The sequence below is a fragment of the Micromonospora sp. SCSIO 07396 genome (genome assembly GCF_053667945.1).
Genome location: NZ_CM132210.1, coordinates 1,712,520 through 1,735,905, shown reverse-complemented (window position 1 = coordinate 1,735,905; position 23,386 = coordinate 1,712,520). Strand labels below are relative to the sequence as shown.

Here is a 23,386-nt window from a genome sequence, read left to right as displayed (position 1 = left end):
GGTGACCAGCTAGAAGACGATCAGGGTCAGCGGGTGGGAGATGCCGATGCCACCGCGGGTGTCGTACGCCCGGACGGTGAAGGTCGACGAACCGACCGCCGCCAGGTCGACCTGGAACTGGAAGCGCTGTCCGTTGCGGGTCGGCGTCGCGGTCGACCGGGTCGCGCCGAGGTACAGCTCCACCCGGTCGACCGCGTCGCCGGCGTCGACCTCGGTGACGTCGGCGGTCAGCGTGACGGTGGTCGGTCCGGGGAAGTAGGTCTGCCCGCCGGGGGTGCTCAGCGCCACCCTCGGTGGCTGGTTGGTGCCGCTGGTCGGGGGCGTGACCACCGTGATCAGCCGGGGCGGGGCACCGCCGGACAGCGACTGGTCGGTGCCGGCGGAGACGTACAGCTGGTAGCTGGTGCTGGTCCCGGGGGCCCCGACCGGCGGGGTCCACGACGCGTCGTACCGGTCGCCGGCGGACCGCACGCCCTGGGCCACCGTGACGCCGTCCACCCGGAACGACACCCCGGTGATGTGGTGGCCGCCGCCCACGGTCGCGGTCGCCGCGAGCGGGACGGGACCGGGTGCGGTGTACACCGCCCCGACGGCCGGGCTGAGCCAGGTGACGATCGCCGGGTAGTCGGCGACCGGTGGCGAGGTGGTCGGCCCGGTCGGTGTCATGCTGGGCAGCACCCCGCCGGTGCAGGCGACGCCGTTGAGGGTGAACGCCGCCGGTTTGGGGTTGCTGAGGAACCAGGCACCGACGAAACCGATGTTCGCCGAGCCGTTGGTGCCGAGGGCCGCGTTCCAGTTGAGGTTGGTCGCGCTGACCTGCTGGCCGGTCTGGGTCCAGGTGGCGCTCCAGCTCTGTGCGATCTGCTGGTCGACGGCGGGGAACGCGAACCGTAACGTCCAGCCGTTGACCGGCGCACCGAGGTTGGTGACCACGAGGTCGGCCTGGAAGCCGTCGGTCCACTGGCTGGTGACGACGTAGTCCACCCGGCAGCCGGCGGCGGCGTTCGCCGTACCGGCGTGCGAGACCGCCGCCATCGTCGCGACCAGGGCAACAACGACGGCGACCACCGCCGTCAGCGATTTTCGCATGGCACACCCCGCCATAAATCGTTGGGCATCAATAAGTACGACGACTGTCCTGCGGTCCCGCTAGCCTTGTCAAGACAAGGACGGGAGTCCTGCCGCCGGCAGGACGTCGGGGTGGCCGGCCGATGGTCCGGCCACCCCGACGAGACGTCCCGACGGGCCGCCCCGAACGCCCTATCCCCCGGCCGGGACGCGCGCCGTCACCGCCCGCAGGTGTCGCAGGCCGTCGGTGGCCAGCCGGTCCTGCGAGGGGGCCAACGGACGCCAGATCGCCGCCGCGGTGGCGATGGTGTCGTTCTCCGCCGTGAACGACTCGATGCAGACCGCACCCCGGTAGCCGGTCTCCCCCAGCACGGCGAAGAACCGCGGCCAGTCGAAGTGGTCCGACCCCGGGGCACCCCGGTGGGTGCCGCTGACCTGGACGTGCTTGACGTACGGGCCGGCGGCGGCGAGCGCCGCGTACGGATCGGACTCCTCGATGTTCATGTGGTAAGTGTCGATCATGATGCCGACGCTCGACGGCAACCCGTCGATCAGCTCGATCGTCTGCCCGACGGTGTTGACCACGCTCGTCTCGTACCGGTTCAGCGCCTCCACCCCGATGCTCACGCCGCACTCGCCGGCCTGCTCGGCCACCGGCGCCAGCGCCCGCCGGAAGTCCGCATGGCAGGCCGCCCGCGCCGCCTGCGACATCCGCCAGGTACGCCCGACCGAGGCGTACACCGGGCCGCCCACGCAGGGCGCACCGACCGCCGCCGCAGCCGCCACGCACCCCCGCAGGTACGCCACCGTCGACTCCACCACCGCCGGGGCGGCGTCGACCAGTTCCCGCCCCGGCGGGGTGACCGCGCAGACCGCCGCCGCGACCAGACCGTGCGCGGCCAGCAGGTCCCGGGTCCGGGCCGGGTCCCAGTCGCCGGGCTGCTCGATCGGCAGTTCCACCGCGTCGAAGCCGAACGACGCGATCCGCGGCACCAGCGTGGCGAGGGCCTCGTCGTCGACGGGCGACGCCCACACCCAGGGGTTCACCCCGAACGCGTACACCGGGCCTACTTCCAGCGCTGCGGGTAACCGGGCAGGTCGGTGCAGCCGCACATCGCGTAGTGCAGCGGCGGCATGCCCGGGTCCAGGTACCGGTCCAGGTTGTCCTGGGTGATGGTCGGCTGGGGCAGCTTCCACGGGTTGGCCACCTGCTGCCCGTCGAGGATGCGCAACGCCGCGATGACCGGCGTACGCCACTGGTACGTCGGGTACGTCGGCGCGATCGCGGTCAGGCCCTTGTCCTTCCACACCTTCAGGAAGTCGAGCTGGTCCTCCCCGTTGATCGGCGGCACCGGCTTGCCCGCGTCCTGGAACGCCTCGACGGCCGCGACGGCGACCGCGCCGGCGTCCATCCACACGCCGTCGATGGTGCCGTACCGCTGGAGGTAGTCGTCGACGATCTTCTTGGTCTTGGCCGGGTCGCCGTCGGTGAACTCGACCCCCACCACGTCGACCTTCGCCTTGTCGAACGCGACCTTCGCCGCCGACCAGCGGGTCTCCAGCACGTCGACGCCGGGCAGGATGCGCAGGGCGAGGACCTTGCCGCCCGGCTTGATCTTCTGGCTGACGAACTCCGCCCCGACGTGGCCGAAACCGTAACCGCCGATCGGGTTGATGAACGTCACCGGGCACTTCGTGCTGACCCCACGGTCGAACACGACCACCGGCAGGCCGGCCTTGCAGGCCGCCTCGACGGCCGGGGTCAGCGTGGCGGTGGTGTTCGGCGAGACGATCAGCGCGTCGCAGCCCTTGCCGAGCAGGTCGTTGATGTCGGCGATCTGCTTCTGGTCCTTGCCCTCGGCGTCGACGTGCACGAACTCACTGATCCGGCTGCCCTGCGCGGCCACCTCCGCCTGCATGGTCTTGAACCCGACCTGCCGCCACGGGTTGTTCAGCGCCGCGTTCGAGAAGCAGAGCTTGTGCGGGCCGGCCTTCCTGAACGTCGTGGTGTCCACCATGGTCGGGTTGAGCATCTGCTCCCACGGCTTGTCCGCCGGGCCGGTCGGGGTCGCGCCGAGCAGCGCCAACTCGGCGTCGTAGTCGGCCTGCACGAAGAACTTCGACTGCTCCCCGGTGCCCGAACCGGCGGCCGAGGTGGAACCGCCGCCCGGCCCTCCGCCCGGTTCGTCGGTGGCGCAGGCGGTCAGGGACAGCAGGGTGACGGCGGCCAGCGCCGCCAGGCAACGTCGCACTATGGTTTCCCCTTATCGTGACGAAGAACGGGTAGCCGAGACCGCCACGGCGAGCAGGATGATCGCGCCCTGGACGGTGGACCTGAGGGCGCCGGAGACGCCGTAGAAGTTCATCAGGGCGAAGAGCAGTTCGAGGCTGAGCGCGCCGAGCATCGCGCCGACGACCGAGCCACGGCCCCCGCCGAGCGCCACGCCACCGAGCACCACCGCGGTGATCGCCCCGAACTCCAGGCCCGCCCCGGCCTGGAAGGACACCCCGCTGTAGCCGCCGAGCAGGATCGCCGCCACGGCCGCCGCGAGCCCGCTGAGGACGAAGGCGACCGTCCGGGTACGCCAGACGCGCACCCCGCTCAGCTGCGCGGTGCGCGGGTTGTCGCCGACGGCCAGCAGGGTCCGGCCGAAGTCCGACCGCATCAGCAGCACCGCGAGCGCCGCGACGACCACCAGGACCAGCAGCGCGTACGGCATCCGGCCGAGCAGCGGCACGTCCTCGATCGCCCGCCTGCCGAACCGGCGGAACTCCTCGGAGAGGCCACCCTTCGGCGCGCCGTCCGACCACAGGTAGACCGCGCCGACCAGGATCAGGAACATGCCCAGCGTGGTGATGAACGACGGCACCCGCAGGCGCGTCGTGACCAGGCCGTTGACCAGCCCGACCAGCGCGCCGAAGACGAGCAGGAGCAGCACCACCGGCCAGGTCCGGGCCGGATCGCTGTCGATCAGCCGGGCCGCCACCACCACCTGCGCGGTGACCAGTGAGCCCACCGACAGGTCGAACTCACCGGAGACGATCACGAAGTACTGGCCGGCGGCGAGCAGGATGACCGGCGCCGACCGGCCGAGGAAGGACATCAGCGACGGCGGGTCGAGGAAGTCGGGCTGCCGGATGCCGACGAGCACCAGCAGCACCGCGAGGAGGGCCAGGATCGGCAGCACCCCGCCGGGGCGCAGCCGGACGCGACGCGGTGACGACGGACGACGCTGGACGAGCTGCATGGCTAGGACGCCGCCTTCCGCAGGGCCCGACGGGCGTAGACGGCGACCGCGGCGATGATCACCACGCCGCGGATCACCTGCTTGAAGAACGCGTCCACCTCAAGCTGGTTGAATATCGCGTCGATGCTGGCGAGCAGCAGCACCCCGCCGACCGTGCCGACGACCCCGCCCCGCCCACCGGCGAGCGCGGTCCCGCCGATCACCACCGCGGCGATCGACTCCAGGTCGTAGAGGCCCTCGGTGCCCACCCGGGGCGCACCCGAACCGAGCCGGCTGGCCAGGTAGATCCCGGCCAGCCCGGCACACAGCGAGCACAGCACGTGCGCGGCGACGAGGACCCGGTCGTTGCGGACCCCGGAGAGCCGGGCCACCTCCGGATCGCCGCCCACGGCGACCAGGTGGTGCCCGAAGCGGGTCCGTGCCAGCGCGAACCAGACCACCCCGGTCAGCGCCAGCAGCAGCAGGAACGACAGCGGCACCGGGCCGACCCGCTGGTAGCCCAGCGACTGCACCAGCGCGGGCGAGGTGGTCCCGGCCGGGCCGTCGTAGTTGCTGTCGAGGTACCCCTTGAGCAGCAGCCCGACGCCGAGGGTGGCGATGAACGCGTTGACCCGGAACCGGGTCACGAGCAGCCCGTTGAGTAGCCCCACCCCGGCGCTGACCGCGAGCGCCAGACCGACCGCCGGCAGCAGCGCGCCGTCGCTGCCGTTCATCGTCTCGGCCGCGACCAGGGTGCTCAGACTGATCACGTACGCCACGGAGAGGTCCAGCGAACCACCGAGGATGACCAGCGTCTGGCCGACGGCGACGAGCCCGAGACCGGCCGCGACGTGCAGCAGGCTCACCGTCGTAGCCTGGTTGAACAGCTGCCCGCCGTCGACCAGGACGACCAGCCAGCCGACCGCCAGGGTGAGCGCCAGCGCCACGAACACGCCCGGCATCCGACGTCGGACCGGCAACAACGACAGGGCGCTCACCGGTCGGTCTCCGTTCGCGACTGCGGGGCTCGCAAACCCGGCTCACTCCTCGCGCTCACCGGTCGGTCTCCGTTCGCGACTGCGGGGCTCGCAAACCCGGCTCACTCCTCGCGCTCACCGGTCGGCCTCCGTTCGCGACTGCGGGGCTCGCAAACCCGGCTCACTCCTCGCGCTCACCGGTCGAACTCCGGGGCGTGGCCGACGGCGAGGGCCACCACGTCCTCCTCGGTGGCGTCGGCGGGGAGTTCGCCGGCTATCCGGCCGTCGCGCATGACGACGATCCGGTCGCTCATCCCCAGCAGCTCGGGCAGGTCCGACGAGATCATCAGCACCGCCGCGCCGTCGCGGGCCAGCCGGCGGACGAGGTCGTGGATGGCCGACTTCGCCCCCACGTCGATGCCCCGGGTCGGCTCGTCGAACAGCAGCACCCGGGGGTCGAGCGCCAGCCAGCGGGCCAGCACCACCTTCTGCTGGTTGCCGCCGGACAGGAAACGGATCTCCTGGTCGTCGCCGGCGGCGCGGACCTCGACGGCGGCGAGCAGGTCACGGACCCGGCGGGTGCGGGCGGCGTGACCGGACCGGGCCGGGAAGACGGCCCGGCCGGCGAGCAGCGCGTTGTCGAGCACCGACTGCCGGGGCACGATCCCCTCGCCCTTGCGGTCCTCGGTGACGTAGGCGATACCGGCCCGCACGGCGGCGCGGGGTGAACGCAGCCGCACCGGCCGGCCGTCCAGCGTCACGTCGCCGGTGGTGAACGGGGAGACGCCGAACAGCGCACGGGCCAGCGCCGAGCGTCCGGAACCCTGCAACCCGCCGATGCCGAGCACCTCGCCGGCCCGCAGGTCCAGGTCGACGGCGCGCAGCTTCCGGTTGCCCGCGCCCCGGACGGTCAGGCGTACCGGGCCGAGGTCGTCAGGGGCGGCCCGGTCGGGGTAGTAGCTGGACAGTTCCCGACCGACCATGTGCCGGACGAGGTCGTCGGTGGAGGTGTCGGCGGTGTCCACGGTGGTGACCAGGCGGCCGTCCTTGAGGACCGTGATCCGGTCGGACAGGTCGAAGACCTCGGTGAGCCGGTGCGAGACGTACAGCACGCCGATGCCCCGCTGCTGGAGCCGGCGGACCAGCCCGTAGAGCAGCTCGACCTCGTGGTCGGCCAGCGCGGCGGTGGGTTCGTCCATGATGAGCAGCCGGGCGTCCAGGGCGAGCGCCTTGGCGATCTCGACGACCTGCTGCTGGGCGACGCCGAGCCGCCCCACCCGGGTGTCGGCGGCCAGGTCGGTCTCCCCGATCGCGGCGAGCAGGCTGCGGGTGTGCTCCCGCATCGCCCGCCGGTCGACCAGCCCGTGCCGCACCGGCTCGTGTCCGAGATGGACATTTTCGGCGACGGTACGCTCCGGCAGCAGGTTGAACTCCTGGTGGATGATGCCGATCCCGGCCCGCTGTGCGTCACGGGGGCCCCGGAGGACCCGGCGTGCACCGGCCACCTCGATGCTGCCCGTGTCCGGGGCGTACCCGCCCGAGACGATCTTCATGAGGGTGGACTTGCCCGCCCCGTTCTCACCGACGACGACGTGCACCTCGCCCGGTGCGACGTCGAGGTCGATCCCGTCGAGCACGCGTACCCCGAGGAAGGACTTGCCGATACCCCGGAGGGTCAGCAGCGGCGGCGGATCGGGCATCCCGGAAACCCTCACTGAAAGTAGTCATCGGCGTGGTCGATGTTCCGCGTCCGACACGGTCGGACTGCCGGACGGTGAACTTTCGCTGTCCCTCGTGAGCGCTTACGTCGCCAAGGAGCAAACTTTCCTTGACATCGACGAAACATCACACGTATGAAGATAGATGTTTCGATGCTTCTCCACAATCCTCGATCTTCGCGCGCCGCCGGTCCGGGCACCCGAGCGGCGTCGACACCGGGTCGAGGGTCGACGCGCGCCCGCAGCCGGATCGTCGAAACATCGAACCTTACCCCATCCATTGACAGCTATCGATGACTGACCCATCCTGGCCTCGCGGCCCACCGGGCGGGCACATCACCGACGTCACTCTGCGTGACGAAATGCGGGGCGGACGGCCGTTGCGGCGGACGGCCCGCCGACCCCGGCAGCACGCCCGCGCCCGCCACGCGTCCCGGCGTCCACCGGACGCGCGGACGGGCCGTGGTCGCCACCGGAAATTCCCGCCGACACCTAGGAGACGGCATGCGTCGCACCACGTTGCTCATCGGCATGATCGCCGGGCTGTTACTGTCACTCGGACTCGCACCACCCGCGTCGGCGGCCCCGGCCTTCCGCGCCCTGCTGTTCACCAAGACGGTGGGCTACCGGCACGACTCGATCCCCGCCGGGATCAGCATGTTCCAGCAGCAGGCGGCGGCGAACAACTTCGAGCTGGTGCAGACCGAGGACTCCAGCGTCTTCACCGCGGCCAACCTGGCCACCTTCGACGTGATCATCATGTTCCAGACCTCCGGCATGGTCTGGACCTCGGCGGCCCAGCGGCAGGCCGTGGAGGGCTACCTGGCCAGCGGCAAGGGCATCGTCGGCATCCACAACGCCCTGGACATGGGCATCGAGGGCGAGTACCCCTGGTGGGACCAGACCCTCAACGGCGGCGCCCACATGCCCGAGCACTCCCCCGGCGTACTGCCCGGCACCGCCATCGTCGCCGACAAGCAGCACCCGTCGACCACCGGCCTGCCGGACCGATGGAACCGCAGCGAGGAGTGGTACAACTTCGACACCAACCCGCGCGGCAACGTGCACGTGCTGGTGACCGCCGACGAGCGGACGTACAACCCGGGGTCCCGGGCGATGGGCCCGGACCACCCGATCTCCTGGTGCCGCACCGCCGCCGGCGGGCGGGTGTGGGCCACCGCGATGGGCCACGCGATCGACTCCTACAGCGAGACGAACTTCCGCAACCACGTGCTCGGCGGGGTGAAGTGGGCCGCCGGCAACCTGCCCGGCGACTGCGGCGGCACCGTGTGGGGCAACTTCGAGAAGCGCACCCTGGACGACAACACGGTCGACCCGATGGCGCTGAACGTGCTGCCCGACGGCCGGGTCATGTACGTCCAACGCGGCGGCCAGGTCAAGATCTTCAAGCCGGCCACCAACAGCACCGTCACCGCCGCCACCCTGAGCGTCTACACCGGCGGCGAGGACGGTCTCACCGGCATGGCGATCGACCCGAACTTCGCCACCAACGGCTACGTGTACCTCTACCACTCGCCGGCGAGCAGCAGCACCGACGTCAACCGCGTCTCCCGCTACACGCTGTCCGGTGACACCCTCAACCTGTCCACCGAGGCCCGGATCATCGACATCCCGGCGTACCGGGACCGCACCTTCCCCGAGCCCGGCCACACCGGCGGCTACATCGACTTCGGCCCGGACGGGAACCTCTACATCGGCACCGGTGACGACACCCCGCCGAACCTCGACCCCAACTGGCAGGGCTACGCGCCGCTGGACTGGCGGGCCGGCAAGTCCAACCTCGACGCCGCCCGCAGCGCCGGCAACACCAACGACCTGCGGGGCAAGCTGTTGCGCATCCGCCCGTCGGACAGCGGCGGCTACACGGTCCCGACCGGCAACCTCTACCCCCAGGGTACGGCGCAGACCCGGCCGGAGATCTACGCGATGGGCTTCCGCAACCCGTTCCGGTTCTCGATCGACCCGGCCAACGGCTGGGTCTACCTGGCCGACTACGGGCCGGACCGCAACCCGCCCACCACCAACCGCGGCCCCGAGGGCCTGGTCGAACTCAACGTGATCAAGTCGCCAGGCAACTACGGGTGGCCGTTCTGCCACGGCGACAACCAGCCCTACGCGCCGTTCAATCCGGACACCGGGGTGGTCGGCGCGAAGTTCAACTGCAACGCCCCGGTCAACAACTCCCCCAACAACACCGGCCTGACCAGCCTGAAGCCAGTCGTCGCCCCCAACATGTGGTACGGCTACGGCACCTCGCCGAACTTCCCGGAGCTGGGCTCCGGCGGCTCCGGCCCGATGGGTGGCCCGGTCTACCGCTACGACCCGGCGAACCCGTCGGCCACCAAGTTCCCGCCCTACTACGACGGGGTGCACTTCTTCTACGAGTGGTCGCGCAGCTACCTCAAGGAGGTGCACTTCGACTCGGCGACGGCGGTGACCCGCACCAACACGTTCCTGCCCGGCGGGCGGTTCAACAAGCCGATGGACCTGGAGTTCGGCAAGGACGGCTCGCTCTACGTGCTGGAGTGGGGCACCAACTTCGGCGGCGGCAACAGCGACTCCGGGCTGTACCGGATCGACTACATCCAGGGCGGCCGGTCGCCGATCGCCAAGGCCGTCGGGACGCCCACCAGCGGCCTCGCCCCGCTGAACGTCCAGTTCAGCAGCGCCGGCACGGCCGACCCGGACCCGGGCAACACGCTGAGCTACCAGTGGACGTTCGGCGACGGCACCACCTCGACGGCGGCCAACCCGTCGCACGTCTACACCACCAACGGCAACTACACGGCGCAGTTGAAGGTCACCGACAACACGGGTAAGACAGGCTTCGCCAACGTCCAGATCACCGTCGGGAACACCGCACCGGTGGTCACCATCACCACCCCGGCCAACGGCGGCATGCTCACCTTCGGCGACAAGGTGTCATACCAGATCAGCGTCACCGACCCGGACGGCGGCACCGTCGACTGCACCAAGGTGGTCGTCAACCCGGCGCTGGGCCACGACGACCACGCCCACGAGACCACCGAGTACCCGGGCTGCTCGGGCACCATCTCCACCGACCTGCTCGGCGGGCACCCCGACGGCGCGAACCTGTTCTACGTGCTCAACGCCCGCTACACCGACAGCGGCGGCCCCGGCGGCGCGTCTCCGCTCACCGGCACCGCGCAGGCGATCCTGCAACCCAAGCACAAGCAGGCCGAGTACTTCAGCAGCCAGTCCGGCATCCGGGTGGTCGACCAGGCCGCCGCGGAGAGCACCAAGCGGGTCGGTGACATCTCCAACAACGACTGGATCGCGTTCACCCCGATGAGTCTGTCGGGCATCTCGACGGTCAGCTACCGGCTGTCGTCGCCGTCCGGTGGCGGCACGATCGAACTGCGGGCCGACTCGCCGACCGGCACGCTGCTGGCCACCACACCGGTGCCGAGCACCGGGGGCTGGGACAACTACCAGTCCACCGCGCCGGTGAGCGTGGCCGCGTTGTCCGGGACGCACCCGCTGTACCTGGTGTTCAAGGGCAGCACGAACAACTGGTTCGACCTCGACTCGCACACCTTCGGCGGGGCGGGTGTCGGCGTGCCCGGCACCGGAACCGGCACCGGCGTGGCAGGGAAGACCTGGACGCTCACCGCGCTGCACAGCGGCAAGCTGATGGACGTCAGCGGCGTCTCCACCGCCGACGGCGCGCAGCTCACCCAGTGGGCGGCCACCGGCGGCAACAACCAGAAGTGGCAGGCCGTGGACGCCGGTAACGGGGCGGTCTACCTCAAGGCGGTGCACAGCAACAAGTGCGCCGAGGTGATCGGCGGCTCCACCACCGCAGGGGCGTTCCTCCAGCAGGCCACCTGCACCAACGGCAACCAGCAGAAGTTCACCGCGACGGCGACCACGACCGCCGGGGTCTACACGGTGCGCAACGTGCAGAGCGGGCTCTGCCTGGACGTCAACGGCGCCGCCACCACCGACGGCGCCCGCCTGTTGCAGTGGACCTGTCACGGGGCGAGCAACCAGCAGTGGCGGTTCACCCAGGTGTGACGAACGGTCCACCGCCGTCGCGGCGGCGGTAGGCCGGGAGGGCCGGCTCCGGATGTCGGAGCCGGCCCTCTGCGCTCGCGTCGGGCCCCGCCCACCCCGGGCGGTAGGCGGGCCATCCCGGTCCGGGCCGACAGGTCGGTACCCCGTGACCAGGGTTTCGGCGGGTAGACGGTGATCGGCAGGGCCCGGGGTGCGGGCCCTGCCGATCGGTGGTGCGCAGGTCGTTCCGGTGGCCCGGTCTGTCCCGGGCCACCGGCGGACCTCAGGAACCCCCGAGGTCCGCCGGTGTGCGCATGCTCAGCGCTGCCGGGTGAGCAGGCCCGGCCGGTAGGGCAGCAGGCCGTAGTCGACGCCGTCGGAGCTGGGCGACCGGCCCTGGTAGAGCAGTTGCAGGTTGCACGGGTCGATGGTCATGGTCTGGTCGGCGCTGGTGCGCAGCAGCTCGCCGTGGCTGATGTCGTTGGTCCAGGTGGCACCGCTGTTGACCTTGCCCGCGAACGGGTTGTTGTAGGTCGCCGCGTTCGGCGTCCAGGTGCCGTTCAGGCTGGTCGCCGTGAACGAGCGGAAGTAGCGCTCCCAGGAGCTGGTCCGGGCCTCGACGATCATCAGGTACTGGTTCTGGCCCGCGACCTTGTAGACCTGCGGCGCCTCGAACAGGTTTTCCGAGGTGTCGCTCATGATGGTCGTGTAGCTGGAGCCGAAGTTGCCGGGGAAGTTCCCGATCGGCATGCTGGCCCGGTAGATCTTGCCGTTGTCACCGGCGAAGAACAGGTACATGTTCTGACTGTCGGCGATCAGGGCCTGGTCGATCGGGCCGGTGCCGGAGCCGGAGATGCTGCCGGTGAACATCGTCTGGGCGGGGCCCCAACCGTTCGGGTTGGTCGGGTCGGTCGACGTGCGGTAGGAGAACGCCGCGCCGCCCCACTGGTAGGCGAGCACCCAGATGTTCTTCGGTGCGAAGTAGAACAGCGACGGCGCGACGGTGCCCTGGCTCATGGTGTTCTGCGACGCCGAGCCGAGCTGGTTGAGGTTGTCGACCAGGCCGAAGTTCATCGACCCCCACGAGCTGCCGAAGTCGTGCGTGGTGGCGTAGACGAGCTGCTTGCCGTTGTACGGGGCGACGGTGAAGTCCTTCAGCGACACCCAGCCCGACTTCGGGGTGGCCAGCGGACCCGTCGACGACCACCGGTACGACGACGGCAGCGTGCAGTTGCCGCTCGGCGGCGGGGTCGTGGGCGGCGGGGTGGTGGTGCCACCGAGCTTGACGAGTTGCCACTGCTGGTTGGTGCCGTTCCAGTCGGCGTACTGCACGATGTTGGCGCCGTCGGCGGTGGACGCGCCCTGCACCTCGACGGCCTTACCGCTGTTCCGGTTGATCAGTTGGATGTAGCCGTCGATGTCCTGGATGCTGAACTGCTGGTTGGTGCCGTTGTTGTCGGTCCACTGCACGATCGGTCCGCCGTCGGCGGTCGACTTGCCGGAGACGTCGAGCACCTTGCCGGACAGCTTCGACTTCAACCGGTAGTAGCCGCCGCCGGAGTCGACGAACTGCCACTGCTGCTGGCTGCCGTCGTTACGGGTCCACTGGACGATCCGGGCCCCGTCGGTGGTGGCCAGGTTGTAGACGTCGAGGGCCTTGCCGCTATTGCGGTTGACCAGCACGTACGACGCGCCGGTGTCGATCGTGGCGGCGGCGGCCTCCGTCTCGGTGGCCGCGACGACGACGCCACCGCTCAGGGCGGTCACGAGCGCGGTGGCCGCCGACAGCAGCCAGCGCCGACGGCCGGGACTGCGGGGAGCCGGGCTGGGATGGTCAGCCGGGAGGTGCATGGGGGTGCTCCTTCATGAGGACGGGTGGCCCCTGCGCGGCGGCCCCCGGTGACGTCGTCGCCGAGGGCCTGGGTGGTCTGACCGACCCGCGCTCCGTGGACGGAACCGGAGACGACCGGCAATTGTGAACGCTCACATCGACCGGCGCGGAGTCGGGCACATGCATGATCGGTTTGGTGGGGGCGAACGGACCGGCAGGGGTTCCATTCAGATCCGGCGATGTTACCAGAGGGTTTCCGACGGCTCAAGAGCTGGTCCGGGCACCCATCCAGGTCCGCACCGTGCGGCAGGGGCCACCCACGGGGCGACCTTCACGGCCGCGATGTTAACGCTCACTCTCCGGGTACCCCGGTTCGGGAGACGCCGGAACTCCTCCGCCGCCCGGCAGGCGACGGAGATCCCTTCCGATCCGGTGCGCGATGTGCCATCTTCGATGAATGCGGGTCAATGGCCGGGCAGGTGGACGAGGTCGCAGCCGCGGGCACGGGGCGGCGGCCCGGTGCCGCTGACCGGCCGGACACGGCCGGCGACCCACGCCCGGCCACGGACCGGGCTGGCCGTCGGCCTGCTGGTCGTCGCTCTGCTGGCGGTGGCCGGCGGGGTCGGCTACGCCGCCCTGGTGCACGTCCAGCAGGCCCGGATCCGCCACGAACTGGACTGGGCGATGGTGCACGGCCGCCCGGCCGACCCGTCCGGCTGCACCTGGATCTTCGGCGGCGCGAGCGACACCGGTCACGGTGGCGCGCCGCCGGCCGGGTTCCCGGAACACGGGGCGATCCACACCGTGGCCCGCACCGGCCGCCCCCAGGTCGGGCAGGTCGCCCGCAACGGCACCGTCTACCACCTGCGTACCCAGTGGCGCGACGGCGAGGTCGTCCAGGTGGTCTTCGACGCCCGCTTCCAACTCGCCGAACGGCGTTACCTGCTGTGGGCGGTGTCGACCGCCGCGCTGGCCGTCCTGGTCGCGGCGACCGCGACCGACCTGCGGCTACGTCGCCGGTCGGTGCTGCCGCTGGCCGAGGCGCTCGACCGGCAACGCCGCTTCGTCGCCGACGCGAGCCACGAGCTGCGCGCCCCGATCACCCGGGTGCACACGGCGGCCCAGTTGCTGGCCCAGCGGACGACCGGCGCGGCGCACGACGCGGACCGGCAGGATCTGGACCGGCTGCTGCACACCACCAGGCGGCTCGGGGAGATCGTCGACGAGTTGCTCCTGTCGGCCCGGCTGGCCGACCCGGCGGCGATGACCCGGCCGCCGGCCACAGTCGACCTCGCCGCGCTGGTCGTCGAGGCGATCGGGGCCGACGCGCCGCGCGCCGCCGCCCTCGGGGTGACGCTCGGGGTGACCGGCGCGGACCACCCGGTGCCGGTGCACGGTGTCGGGCCCGCACTGCACCGGGTGGTGGCGGAACTGCTGGCGAACGCCCTGCACCACACGCCGGCCGGCGGGCGGGTGCAGGTGCGGTTACGCCCGGCCGGCGCGGACCGGATCGAGCTGCTGGTCAGCGACTCCGGCCGGGGATTCGACCCCCGGTACGCCGGCCGGATCTTCGACCGGTTCCACCGGGGGCCCGACGCCGGGGACCGCCGGGCCGGGCTCGGGCTGGCGCTGGTCCGCGAAGTGGTCACCGCGCACGGCGGCACGATCAGCGCCACCGGCCGGCCCGGGGCGGGCGCCACCTTCACCGTACGGCTGCCGGTGGCCGACCCGGGGCGGGCCGGTGGCCCACCGACGGACGGCGACCCGGTCGGCGGCCGGTGGCCCCTGCGCTGGTGGGCGGGCCGGGACCGGGCGGGCGGGGAACGCGCGACCAGCAGATTCTGACCGGCGAGAAATTCCACCGGTCAACCTTCTGCCGTTTCGGTGCGACCATGAACGGATGACCGACCCGTCACCCCCGGCGCACGGCCCGTTGCTCCTGGTCGAGGACGACGCGGAACTGGCCGACATGCTGGTCGAGCTGTTCCGTCGGGCGGGGTACCCGATCGACCTGGCCCGCGACGGTCAGCGGGGTCTGCACCTGGCGCTGCGCGGCCCCTACCAGGTGATCATGTTGGACCGGCGGCTGCCCGCCATCGACGGGGTCGACCTGCTCGTCCGGCTGCGGCGACGCTCCGTCGCCGCCCGGGTGCTGATGCTCAGCGCGCTCGGCGACCTCGACGAACGCATCCGGGGCCTCGACGCGGGCGCCGACGACTACCTGCCCAAACCGTTCGAGGTGACCGAGCTGATGGCCCGGGTGCGGGCGTTGACCCGCCGCCGCTTCGACGGGGCCGAACTGATTCCCATCGGGGCCGGTCAGCTCGACCTGGCCCAGCGCGGGGTACGGCTGCCCGACGGGCGGGAGGTGACGCTCAGCGGCCGGGAGTTCGAGCTGATCCGGCTGCTCGCCAGCCAACCCCGGATGGTGCACAGCCGCAGCCAGCTCCGCGGACACGTGTTCGGCGCGGACCGTACCGAGGCGGTGGTCGACACGTACGTGCACTACCTGCGGCGCAAGCTCGGCGACCGGGTGGTGCGCACCGTGCACGGCCTCGGCTACCAGATCGGCGCCCTGTGAGCCGGCCGCCCGGGACCCCGACGGGCCCCGGGCGGCGCGGTGGCTCAGCGACCCGCGAACCGGGCCTGGCGTTTCTCCAGGAAGGCGGCCATCCCCTCGCGCTGGTCCTCGGTGGCGAACAGGGCGTGGAAGGCCCGCCGCTCGAACAGCACCCCGGCCTGCACCCCCACTTCCTCGGCCTGCCGGACCGCCTCCCGGGCCAGCATCGTCGCGAGCTTCGGATATCCGGCCACCACCGCCGCCGCGGCCTTCGCCTCAGCCAGCAGCCGGTCCGTCGGCACCACCCGGGACACCAGGCCCCACCGGTACGCCTGCGCCGCGTCGAGCTGCCGACCGGTGAGCACCAGGTCCATCGCCCTGGCCGCGCCCACCAGCCGGGTCAGCCGCTGGGTGCCGCCGATGCCGGGCATCACCCCCAGCCGCAGCTCCGGCTGCCCGAACCGGGCGTTGTCCGCCGCGAAGATCAGGTCACACATCATCGCCAGCTCGCACCCGCCGCCGAGGGCGTAACCGGCCACCGCCGCGATCTTCGGGGTACGCAGCCCAGCGAACGCGTCCCAACCGGCGAAGTGGTCGTCCAACGCCACGTCCAGGAAGGACTTCCCGGCCATCTCCCGGATGTCCGCCCCGGCCGCGAAGACCTCGTCCGAGCCGGTGAGCACGAAACAGCCCACCCCCGGGTCGCGGTCCAACGGGCGCAGCGTCTCGACCAGTTCGGTCAGCAGCGCCGTGTCCAGCGCGTTGCGCGCCTCGGGCCGGCACAACCGCACCGTGACCACCCGGTCGTCCTTCTCCACGGTGACCCTCATCGTCGCCTCCCTCTCCTCAGGAATCCCAGATCGCGCCGTACGCGGGCACCCCGCGTTCCTCCATGCCCCGCACCACCTGCCAGGTCAGTGGGCGGTTCGAGATGCAGATGACCGCCTCGGCGTCGTACCGGCGGCACGCCTGCCAGGCCAGCCGCAGCATGTCGGGCTTGCCGTCGCGGGCGGTGTCCCACAGCAACGCGTCGGGCTGGTGGGCGAGGATCTCGTCGACCAGGTCGTCGCCGAAGGTCTCCCGGTGCCGGCGGGCCACCCAGACCAGGTTCGCCGGCACCTGCCCGGCCAGCAGGTGCGGCAGCACCGGGCCGATCCCGCTGCCGGTCGCCACGTACAGCACCCGGCGGAACAGCGTCTCGATGTTGGCCACCCCGGCGGTGCTGATCCCCTTCACCCAGACCCGGCGCGGCGGGTCGTCGACGAACCGGCCGGTCCAGTCACCGGCCCGGCTCACGGTCAACCGGAACCCGCTGCGTCCCGGCGTCGGCACGTTGGCGAAGGAGTGCCACTCCCACAGCGGGCTGCGGCTGACCGCCGTGGACGAGCCGGGGAACGGCGTCACCCCGTGGTCGAAGTGGACCAGCGCCACGTGCGAGGACGGACGCTGCACCAGCACCGGCACCCAGCGCAGCCGCAGCCAGGGCAGGGCGATGCTGACGGTCAGCACCGCGAGCACCCCGCCCTGCGGGGAGGTGGCCAGCGCGGCCGGCCCGCCGGCCAGGAAACCGGCCTGCGCCCAGAGCAGCAGCAGGGCCGCCCAGCCGCCGAGGCGGTGGGTGCGCTCGAACAGGTCGTGCCGGCGGGACCGCACCGGTGGCAGCGCGGTGCCGACGACGGCCAGCAGCAGGACGGCCACGGCGTACCCGGTGACCAGTGCCCCCGCCGGGCCGCCGCGCACGGTCAACGCGCCGAGCTGGGCGAGGAACCAGGCGGTGCCGGCCAACGCCGCGCCGACGTGCAGCCCACCGAAGTGGTAGACCTTGCCCAACGTGGCCCGCACCCGCAGCGGCCAGCTGGTGGGTGCCCGGGTGGCCAGCCGGAACAGCAGGTTGATCACGTACTGCTGGCGGATCAGCACGGCCAGCGCGACGTTGCCCAGCGCGGCGGCTCCCAACGTGTCGGCCGCTGCGGGGCCGGGCCACCAGCCGGCGGCCAGCCCGTACGCCAGCAGCGCGGTGTTGCCGGCGAGCACCGCCGCGACGAGCCGGTGGTGGTGCATGAACCGGGGATGGGCCAGCACCCGGCGCAGCGTCGACACCGGCGGGGGAAGCATGTCGTCGGGGACGCCCGCCGGGCCGGTGCGCGGCGGCGTCGACGCGGGTCGCAGACCGGTCGTGCTCACGCCGCCGCCTCCTCGACGTGGGCCCACTGCCACCGCAGGTCGAGGGCGAGCCGGTGCAACGCGTCCCGGTCGACCTTGCCCCGGCCGGTCATCGGCAGTTCCGGCAGCGGGTGCACGGCCGCCGGCACGCAGTAGTAGGGCAGCGCCGCGGCCACCGTCTCCCGGCACCGCTGCGGGTCCAGCTCGGCGGGGGCGACGAAGGAGACCAGGTCCCGGTCGGTGACCCGCAGGGTGACCGCACGCCGGCAGCCCGGCACCGTCTCCAGCACGGTGGAGACCGCGTCCAGCTCGACCCGGAAACCCCTGACCTTCACCTGGTCGTCGGTGCGGCCGAGATGCTCCAGCTCACCGTCCGCGCGCCAGCGGCCCCGGTCGCGGGTACGGAACATCAGCCGGTCGCCGCCGAGGAACGGGTCCGGGGCGTACCGCTCGCTGTTGAGCGCGTCGTTGTCCAGGTAGCCGGCGGAGACGCAGTCGCCACCGGCCCACATCTCGCCCACCTCACCGATGCGGCAGGGCCGTCCGTCGGCGTCGAGGACGTAGACGGTGTTGTTCGGGGTCGGTCGGCCGATGGTCAGCGGCGCGCCCGGCCGGTGCCGGTGCATGGTGTTGACGATGGTGGTCTCGGTCGGCCCGCAGCAGTTGTAGAACACCCGGCCGGCGGCCCACCGGTCGGCCAGCGGACGCGGGCAGGGCTCCCCCGCCACCGCGACCACCCGCACCCCGGCGCACCGGTCCGGGTCGATCCGGGCGAGCACCGAGGGGGTGGCGACCACCACGCCGGCCCGGGCGGCGGTGGCGGTGAGGTCCCCGTCGCGCACGAGCAGGGTGCCGCCGTTGGCGAGGCAGCCGAGGATCTCCCAGGCGGCCATGTCGAAGGCGACGTTGAGCAGTTGGGCGACCGTCCGTCCGGGCCGTATCCCCAGGTCGCCCGGGGCGGTGAGCAGGATGTTGGCGACGTTGCCGTGGGTGACGGTGACGCCGTTGGGGGTGCCCGTGGTGCCCGAGGTGAACAGCACGTAGCAGCCGTCGTCGGCGCGTACCGGACGGTCCGGGACGGGGGCGGTGAGGTGCCCACCGGGTGGCAGCGGCTCGGCCATCAGCTCGTCGACCGCGAGCCGGGGCACACTGGGCAGCTCCGGCACCGCGTCCAGGGTGGCCGCGGTGGTGAGCAGCACCCGACAGCGGGCGGTCGAGGCGACCTGGCGCAGCTGCGCGGCGGGGGCGATCCGGACGTCCTGCGGTACGTAGGCCGCCCCGGCCTTGAGGGTGGCCAGGATGCCGACCAGCATCGGCAGCGACCGGCTGGTGAACACGCCCACGGTGTCGCCGGTGCGCACGCCGAGGGCGACGAGGTGGGCGGCGAGCCGGTTGGCCTGGCGGTCCAGTTCGCGGTAGCCGATCCGTACCCCGAGGTGCTCGGCGGCGACGGCGTCCGGCGTGGTGGCGGCCCACCTGGCGAACGCCTGGTGGATGCGCAGCTCGGGGGCGGGCACCCGGGGCCCCTGGCCGAACCGGTGGAACAGCCGCCGGTCGCGCGGTGGGAGGTGGTCCAGCAGGCTCGTCCGCCAGCCGTCCGGCCCGGCGGTCAGAAGGCCGACCTGGTGGATGGCGGTGTCGTCGGTGGACTGTCGTACGGACATGGGCCGCTCCTGTTCTGACCGGCCGCCCTGTGCGGCGATCGGAATCGATGCTGGCCAATGCAAATGGGAAATCTCTTAGACCCGTGGCGCGGCAGCCGACCGGGCGGCAGAGGCGCGGACGACACGCCGGAAAACTACTGATTTCGCGGTAACGTTCATCGGGGCGCGGCCACCTCCGCCACCATCCGTGGCACACCGGAGCCGAGGGCGTCCGAGCGGACGCGGCATTGGTACGACGTCTACCGCCGCAGCGCGGGTGCCAGCCCCCGACAGGCCGCCCTCGGCCGCACGTGGAAGCCGATGTCAAGGCATTGACGTTACACAATGGAAACTCTAACGTCTGATGTCTCGACCGTGCATGCCGGCACCACCCCACCTCCCACCCACGGAGGGTCTCCGTGTCCCGTCCCCGCACCCGGCATCCGGCGGCGGCCGGACCCGCCGGGCCACTCCCGCAGAAACGGAGCGAACACGATGAACCACGGACGTCTGGTGAGCGCGGGGCTGACGGTGCTGCTCGGCGCGACGGCCGCCCTCACCGCCGGCTGCGGTGACCGGGGGGCCGGGACCGGCGCGGGCGGCGGCAAGCCGCTCATCGGGGTCGACTACCCCCGCTCGGACACCGACTTCTGGAACTCCTACATCAGGTACGTGCCGCAGTCCGCCGGGCAGTTGGGGATCGACCTCAAGACCACCAACTCGCAGAACGACATCGCCAACCTCATCTCGAACACCCAGACCTTCATCAGCCAGGGCGTCAAGGGGGTGGTGATGGCCCCGCAGGACACCGCCGCGATCGCGCCGACCCTGGCCCAGCTGGAGAGCCGCAAGATCCCCGTGGTCACCATCGACACCCGGCCCGACACCGGCACGGTATTCATGGTGGTCCGCGCCGACAACCGGGCGTACGGGACGAAGGCCTGCCAGTTCCTGGGCAGCAAGCTCGGCGGCCGGGGCAAGGTCGTCATGCTCCAGGGCGGCCTGGACTCCATCAACGGCCGGGACCGCACCGAGGCGTTCAGCGAGTGCATGGCCAAGGAGTTCCCCGGGATCAAGGTCTTCGGGGAGGCGACCGACTGGAAGGCCGACGTCGCGGCGTCGAAGTTGCAGACCCGCTTCGCGTCCGACCCGGACGTCCGGGGCGTCTACATGCAGTCGTCGTTCGCGCTGTCGGGCACCCTGCAGATCCTCAAGCAGCGCGGCCTGCAGGTGCCACCGACCGACCCGAAGCACGTCTTCGTGGTGTCCAACGACGGCATCCCCGAGGAGCTGAAGAACATCGGCGACGGCCTGATCGACGCCACCGTCAGCCAGCCCGCCGACCTGTACGCCCGCTACGGGCTGGAGTACGCCAAGGCGGCGATCGAGGGAAAGACGTTCCGACCCGGCCCCACCGACCACGGCAGCACCATCATCCAGGTACGCGACGGCCTGCTGGAGGACCAGCTCCCGGCACCCCTGGTGACCCTGGACGGCGCACCGGTCGCCGGTCAACCCACGGTGCGGTACGACGACCCCTCGCTGTGGGGCCGACAGGGATGACCACCGCCCCGTACCACCCCGAGGGCGCACCGGCCGACGTCGACCCACCGGTCGTCGAGGCGGTCGACATCACCAAGCGCTTCGGCTCCACGCTCGCCCTGTCCGCAGCGGGGATCACGGTCCGGCGCGGCGAGGTGCACGCGCTGGTGGGCCGCAACGGCGCGGGCAAGTCGACGCTGGTCGGCATCCTGACCGGGTTGCTGGCCGCCGACGACGGGGTGGTCGCCTTCGGCGGCCGTCCCGCGCCGCCGCTGGCCGACCGGAACGCCTGGCGGCAGCGGGTCGCCTGCGTCTACCAGAAGTCGACGATCATCCCCACCCTCACCGTGGCGGAGAACCTGTTCCTCAACCGGCACGCCCGCTCCCGGGCCGGCCTGATCCGCTGGTCGAGCCTGCGGCGGGAGGCGCAGCACCTGCTGGCGCAGTGGTCGGTCGACGTCGACGTCCGCCAGCCGGCCGCGACGCTCTCGGTCGAGCAGCGGCAGTTCGTGGAGATCGCCCGCGCGTTGTCCTTCGGTGCCCGGTTCATCGTCCTGGACGAACCGACAGCCCAGCTCGACGCCGCCGGCATCGACCGGCTGTTCACCCGCATCCGGGACCTGCGCGCGCAGGGGGTGACGTTCCTGTTCATCAGCCACCACCTCCAGGAGATCTACGACCTGTGCGACCGGGTGACGGTCTTCCGCGACGCCCGGCACATCCGCACCGCCCCGGTCGCCGGATTGAGCCGGCAGGCGCTGGTCGCCGCGATGACCGGGGAGGACGTGAGCATGCCGGCGGCCGACCACCGACCACCGGCGGCCGACGCGCCGGTGCTGCTGGCGGTGCGGGACCTGGTCACCGCGTCCGGGGCCCGGCTGTCGGTGCGGGCCCGGGCGGGCGAGGTGGTCGGCATCGCCGGTGGTGGCGGCAGCGGCAAGGTCGAGGTCGCCGAGGCGGTCGTCGGTCTGACCCGCCCGGTGGCCGGGTCGGTCGCCCTGGCCGGTCGGGTGCTGCGGCCGGGCAGCGTGCCCGACGCCCTCGCCGCCGGCGTGGGGCTGGTGCCACAGGACCGGCACCGGGAGGGCCTGGTGCCGGCGCTGTCGATCGCGGAGAACGTCACGATGACCGTGCCGCAGCGGGTCGGGCGCTACGGACTCGTCTCCCGGGCCCGCCGGGACGCCCTGGCCCGCGAGACGATCGCCGCGCTGACGATCAAGGCGGCCGGGCCGCAGACGCCGGTGGCCGACCTGTCCGGCGGTAACCAGCAGAAGGTCGTGATGGGTCGGGCGTTGGCCAACGATCCCCGGCTGCTGGTGCTGATCACGCCCACCGCTGGGGTCGACGTGCGGTCCAAGCAGACCCTGCTCGGTGTCGTCGAGGATGTCCGCCGCCGGGGCACCGCCGTGCTGGTGGTCTCCGACGAGCTAGACGACCTGCGCATCTGCGACCGGGTGCTGGTGATGTTCCAGGGCCGGGTGGTCGCCGAGATGGCCCGCGGCTGGAGCGACAACGATCTGGTAGCCGCCATGGAAGGGGTGGACCTCCACCATGTCTGACACGCTGTCCACCGGCACGGTGCCGGCGTCGGCGCCCCCGCCGACCCGCCCGTCGTCGCGGCGCCTGGCCGTCGCCCGGCTGCGTGACCTGGCGCTGGTGCCGGCAATCGTCGCGGTGGCGATCGTCGGGTGGATCATCAGCCCGGTCTTCCTCAGCACCGACAACATCCTCAACGTGCTGCAGAGCATGTCGGAGATCGCGATCCTGGTGCTGGCCCAGACCATCGTGCTGATCACCGGCAAGATGGACCTGTCGCTGGAGTCCACCTTCGGGCTCGCCCCGGGCATCGCCGCCTGGCTGGTCGTCGACCCGGAGCTGACCCGGGGGCTGGGGCTCGACCTGCTCCCGGACGCCTGGGCGGTGCCGGTGACACTGCTGGTCGGGGCGCTGGTCGGGGCGTTCAACGGGCTGCTCATCGTCCGGTTCGGCCTCAACGGCTTCATCGTGACGCTGGGCATGCTGATCATCCTGCGGGGTCTGCTCACCGGCATCTCCGGCGGGCAGACCTTCTTCGCGCTGCCCGGCTCGATGACGTACCTCGGCTCGACGAGCTGGCTCGGGGTGCCGGCCTCGATCTGGGTGTCGCTGCTGCTGTTCGCCGCCGGCATCGTCGTGCTCGGCCACACCCGCGCCGGCCGCGCCCTGTACGCCATCGGCGGCAACGCCGACGCGGCCCGCGCCGCCGGCATCCGCACCGACCGGGTGCTGTGGGTCGCGCTGGTCGTGGCCAGCGTGCTCGCCGCCCTGGCCGGCCTGCTGATCAGCGGCCGGCTGGCGGCGGTGCCGGCGGCCCAGGGCGACGGCGCGATCTTCCAGGTGTTCGCGGCGGCGGTGATCGGCGGGGTCAGCCTCAACGGCGGCCGGGGCAGTGTCTTCGGCGCGTTCACCGGCGTCCTGCTGCTCTTCCTGATCATCAACGTGTTGACCCTGGCCGGGGTGCCCGCACAGTGGACGAACTTCCTCAACGGCGCGGTCATCCTGGTCGCCCTGGTGGTCTCCCGCATCACCGGTGGCAAGGCGCAGACCTGACCGGCCCACCGGCCGGACCCCGCGCGACCC

16 protein-coding genes are annotated in these 23,386 nt (G+C 71.9%); 6 read left to right on the top strand and 10 right to left on the bottom strand.

Annotated features, from left to right (window positions below):
* Window positions 1-9 precede the first annotated feature (9 nt).
* From ACWCHM_RS07695 to ACWCHM_RS07670, 6 genes are all read right to left on the bottom strand, one after another.
* Window positions 10-1,089, bottom strand: a complete 1,080-nt coding sequence (locus ACWCHM_RS07695) for a cellulose binding domain-containing protein (RefSeq protein WP_454221868.1) — start codon at window positions 1,087-1,089, stop codon at window positions 10-12.
* A gap of 171 nt (window positions 1,090-1,260) precedes the next feature.
* Window positions 1,261-2,130, bottom strand: coding sequence for a sugar phosphate isomerase/epimerase family protein (locus tag ACWCHM_RS07690; protein ID WP_204961779.1), 870 nt, complete (start codon window positions 2,128-2,130; stop codon window positions 1,261-1,263).
* Between the two features lie 5 nt (window positions 2,131-2,135).
* Complete coding sequence (locus ACWCHM_RS07685; RefSeq protein ID WP_307821473.1) at window positions 2,136-3,320, bottom strand: substrate-binding domain-containing protein; 1,185 nt, start codon at window positions 3,318-3,320, stop codon at window positions 2,136-2,138.
* Window positions 3,321-3,332: 12 nt separating this feature from the next.
* Window positions 3,333-4,316, bottom strand: coding sequence for an ABC transporter permease (locus ACWCHM_RS07680; protein WP_204961778.1), 984 nt, complete (start codon window positions 4,314-4,316; stop codon window positions 3,333-3,335).
* Between the two features lie 2 nt (window positions 4,317-4,318).
* Entirely contained in the window at window positions 4,319-5,293 is a 975-nt protein-coding gene (locus tag ACWCHM_RS07675; RefSeq protein ID WP_454221867.1) for an ABC transporter permease, read from the bottom strand.
* A 173-nt stretch (window positions 5,294-5,466) separates the two neighbouring features.
* The gene (locus ACWCHM_RS07670) at window positions 5,467-6,972 is read right to left on the bottom strand and encodes a sugar ABC transporter ATP-binding protein (RefSeq protein ID WP_454221866.1); all 1,506 of its coding nucleotides are present in this window, start codon (window positions 6,970-6,972) and stop codon (window positions 5,467-5,469) included.
* 522 nt (window positions 6,973-7,494) lie between these two features.
* Here ACWCHM_RS07670 and ACWCHM_RS07665 point away from each other — a divergent pair.
* Window positions 7,495-11,049, top strand: coding sequence for a ThuA domain-containing protein (locus ACWCHM_RS07665; protein ID WP_454221865.1), 3,555 nt, complete (start codon window positions 7,495-7,497; stop codon window positions 11,047-11,049).
* Between the two features lie 297 nt (window positions 11,050-11,346).
* Here ACWCHM_RS07665 and ACWCHM_RS07660 read toward each other — a convergent pair whose 3' ends face one another.
* Window positions 11,347-12,879 carry a non-reducing end alpha-L-arabinofuranosidase family hydrolase gene (locus tag ACWCHM_RS07660; RefSeq protein ID WP_281896243.1) on the bottom strand — a complete coding sequence of 511 codons (1,533 nt, stop codon included), beginning with the start codon at window positions 12,877-12,879 and terminating at the stop codon, window positions 11,347-11,349.
* Between the two features lie 499 nt (window positions 12,880-13,378).
* On the opposite strand from ACWCHM_RS07660, the gene ACWCHM_RS07655 reads away from it, so the two are divergent.
* A complete protein-coding gene (locus ACWCHM_RS07655) occupies window positions 13,379-14,704 on the top strand; it encodes a sensor histidine kinase (RefSeq protein ID WP_281896239.1) in 1,326 nt (441 codons plus the stop codon).
* A 55-nt stretch (window positions 14,705-14,759) separates the two neighbouring features.
* Window positions 14,760-15,440, top strand: a complete 681-nt coding sequence (locus ACWCHM_RS07650; RefSeq protein ID WP_204961772.1) for a response regulator transcription factor — start codon at window positions 14,760-14,762, stop codon at window positions 15,438-15,440.
* Window positions 15,441-15,484: 44 nt separating this feature from the next.
* Here ACWCHM_RS07650 and ACWCHM_RS07645 read toward each other — a convergent pair whose 3' ends face one another.
* Genes ACWCHM_RS07645 through ACWCHM_RS07635 form a run of 3 tightly spaced genes read right to left on the bottom strand, consistent with a single transcriptional unit; the run spans window position 15,485 to window position 19,246 of the window.
* Complete coding sequence (locus ACWCHM_RS07645; RefSeq protein WP_454221864.1) at window positions 15,485-16,249, bottom strand: enoyl-CoA hydratase-related protein; 765 nt, start codon at window positions 16,247-16,249, stop codon at window positions 15,485-15,487.
* Between the two features lie 16 nt (window positions 16,250-16,265).
* Entirely contained in the window at window positions 16,266-17,603 is a 1,338-nt protein-coding gene (locus ACWCHM_RS07640; RefSeq protein WP_454221863.1) for a hypothetical protein, read from the bottom strand.
* Window positions 17,600-19,246, bottom strand: coding sequence for an amino acid adenylation domain-containing protein (locus tag ACWCHM_RS07635; protein WP_454221862.1), 1,647 nt, complete (start codon window positions 19,244-19,246; stop codon window positions 17,600-17,602). Before ACWCHM_RS07635 ends, ACWCHM_RS07640 begins: the two co-directional genes overlap by 4 nt.
* 474 nt (window positions 19,247-19,720) lie before the next feature.
* Between ACWCHM_RS07635 and ACWCHM_RS07630 the strand changes: the two genes are divergently transcribed.
* From ACWCHM_RS07630 to ACWCHM_RS07620, 3 genes are read left to right on the top strand one after another with little or no spacing between them, the layout of a single operon-like run.
* Window positions 19,721-20,788, top strand: coding sequence for a sugar ABC transporter substrate-binding protein (locus tag ACWCHM_RS07630; protein ID WP_204961769.1), 1,068 nt, complete (start codon window positions 19,721-19,723; stop codon window positions 20,786-20,788).
* On the top strand, window positions 20,785-22,326 hold the full coding sequence (locus tag ACWCHM_RS07625) for a sugar ABC transporter ATP-binding protein (RefSeq protein ID WP_454221861.1): 1,542 nt from the start codon (window positions 20,785-20,787) through the stop codon (window positions 22,324-22,326). The genes ACWCHM_RS07630 and ACWCHM_RS07625 overlap by 4 nt, the downstream gene beginning before the upstream one ends.
* Entirely contained in the window at window positions 22,319-23,356 is a 1,038-nt protein-coding gene (locus ACWCHM_RS07620) for an ABC transporter permease (protein ID WP_454221860.1), read from the top strand. Before ACWCHM_RS07625 ends, ACWCHM_RS07620 begins: the two co-directional genes overlap by 8 nt.
* Window positions 23,357-23,386: the final 30 nt, after the last annotated feature.

Coding starts and splice junctions, on each gene's coding strand:
- ACWCHM_RS07630 (WP_204961769.1), top strand. CDS start 19,721: ATGAACCACGGACGTCTGGTGAGCGCGGGGCTGACGGTGCTGCTCGGC.
- ACWCHM_RS07635 (WP_454221862.1), bottom strand. CDS start 19,246: ATGTCCGTACGACAGTCCACCGACGACACCGCCATCCACCAGGTCGGC.
- ACWCHM_RS07645 (WP_454221864.1), bottom strand. CDS start 16,249: ATGAGGGTCACCGTGGAGAAGGACGACCGGGTGGTCACGGTGCGGTTG.
- ACWCHM_RS07670 (WP_454221866.1), bottom strand. CDS start 6,972: ATGCCCGATCCGCCGCCGCTGCTGACCCTCCGGGGTATCGGCAAGTCC.
- ACWCHM_RS07665 (WP_454221865.1), top strand. CDS start 7,495: ATGCGTCGCACCACGTTGCTCATCGGCATGATCGCCGGGCTGTTACTG.
- ACWCHM_RS07680 (WP_204961778.1), bottom strand. CDS start 4,316: ATGCAGCTCGTCCAGCGTCGTCCGTCGTCACCGCGTCGCGTCCGGCTG.
- ACWCHM_RS07695 (WP_454221868.1), bottom strand. CDS start 1,089: ATGCGAAAATCGCTGACGGCGGTGGTCGCCGTCGTTGTTGCCCTGGTC.
- ACWCHM_RS07660 (WP_281896243.1), bottom strand. CDS start 12,879: ATGCACCTCCCGGCTGACCATCCCAGCCCGGCTCCCCGCAGTCCCGGC.
- ACWCHM_RS07620 (WP_454221860.1), top strand. CDS start 22,319: ATGTCTGACACGCTGTCCACCGGCACGGTGCCGGCGTCGGCGCCCCCG.
- ACWCHM_RS07650 (WP_204961772.1), top strand. CDS start 14,760: ATGACCGACCCGTCACCCCCGGCGCACGGCCCGTTGCTCCTGGTCGAG.
- ACWCHM_RS07625 (WP_454221861.1), top strand. CDS start 20,785: ATGACCACCGCCCCGTACCACCCCGAGGGCGCACCGGCCGACGTCGAC.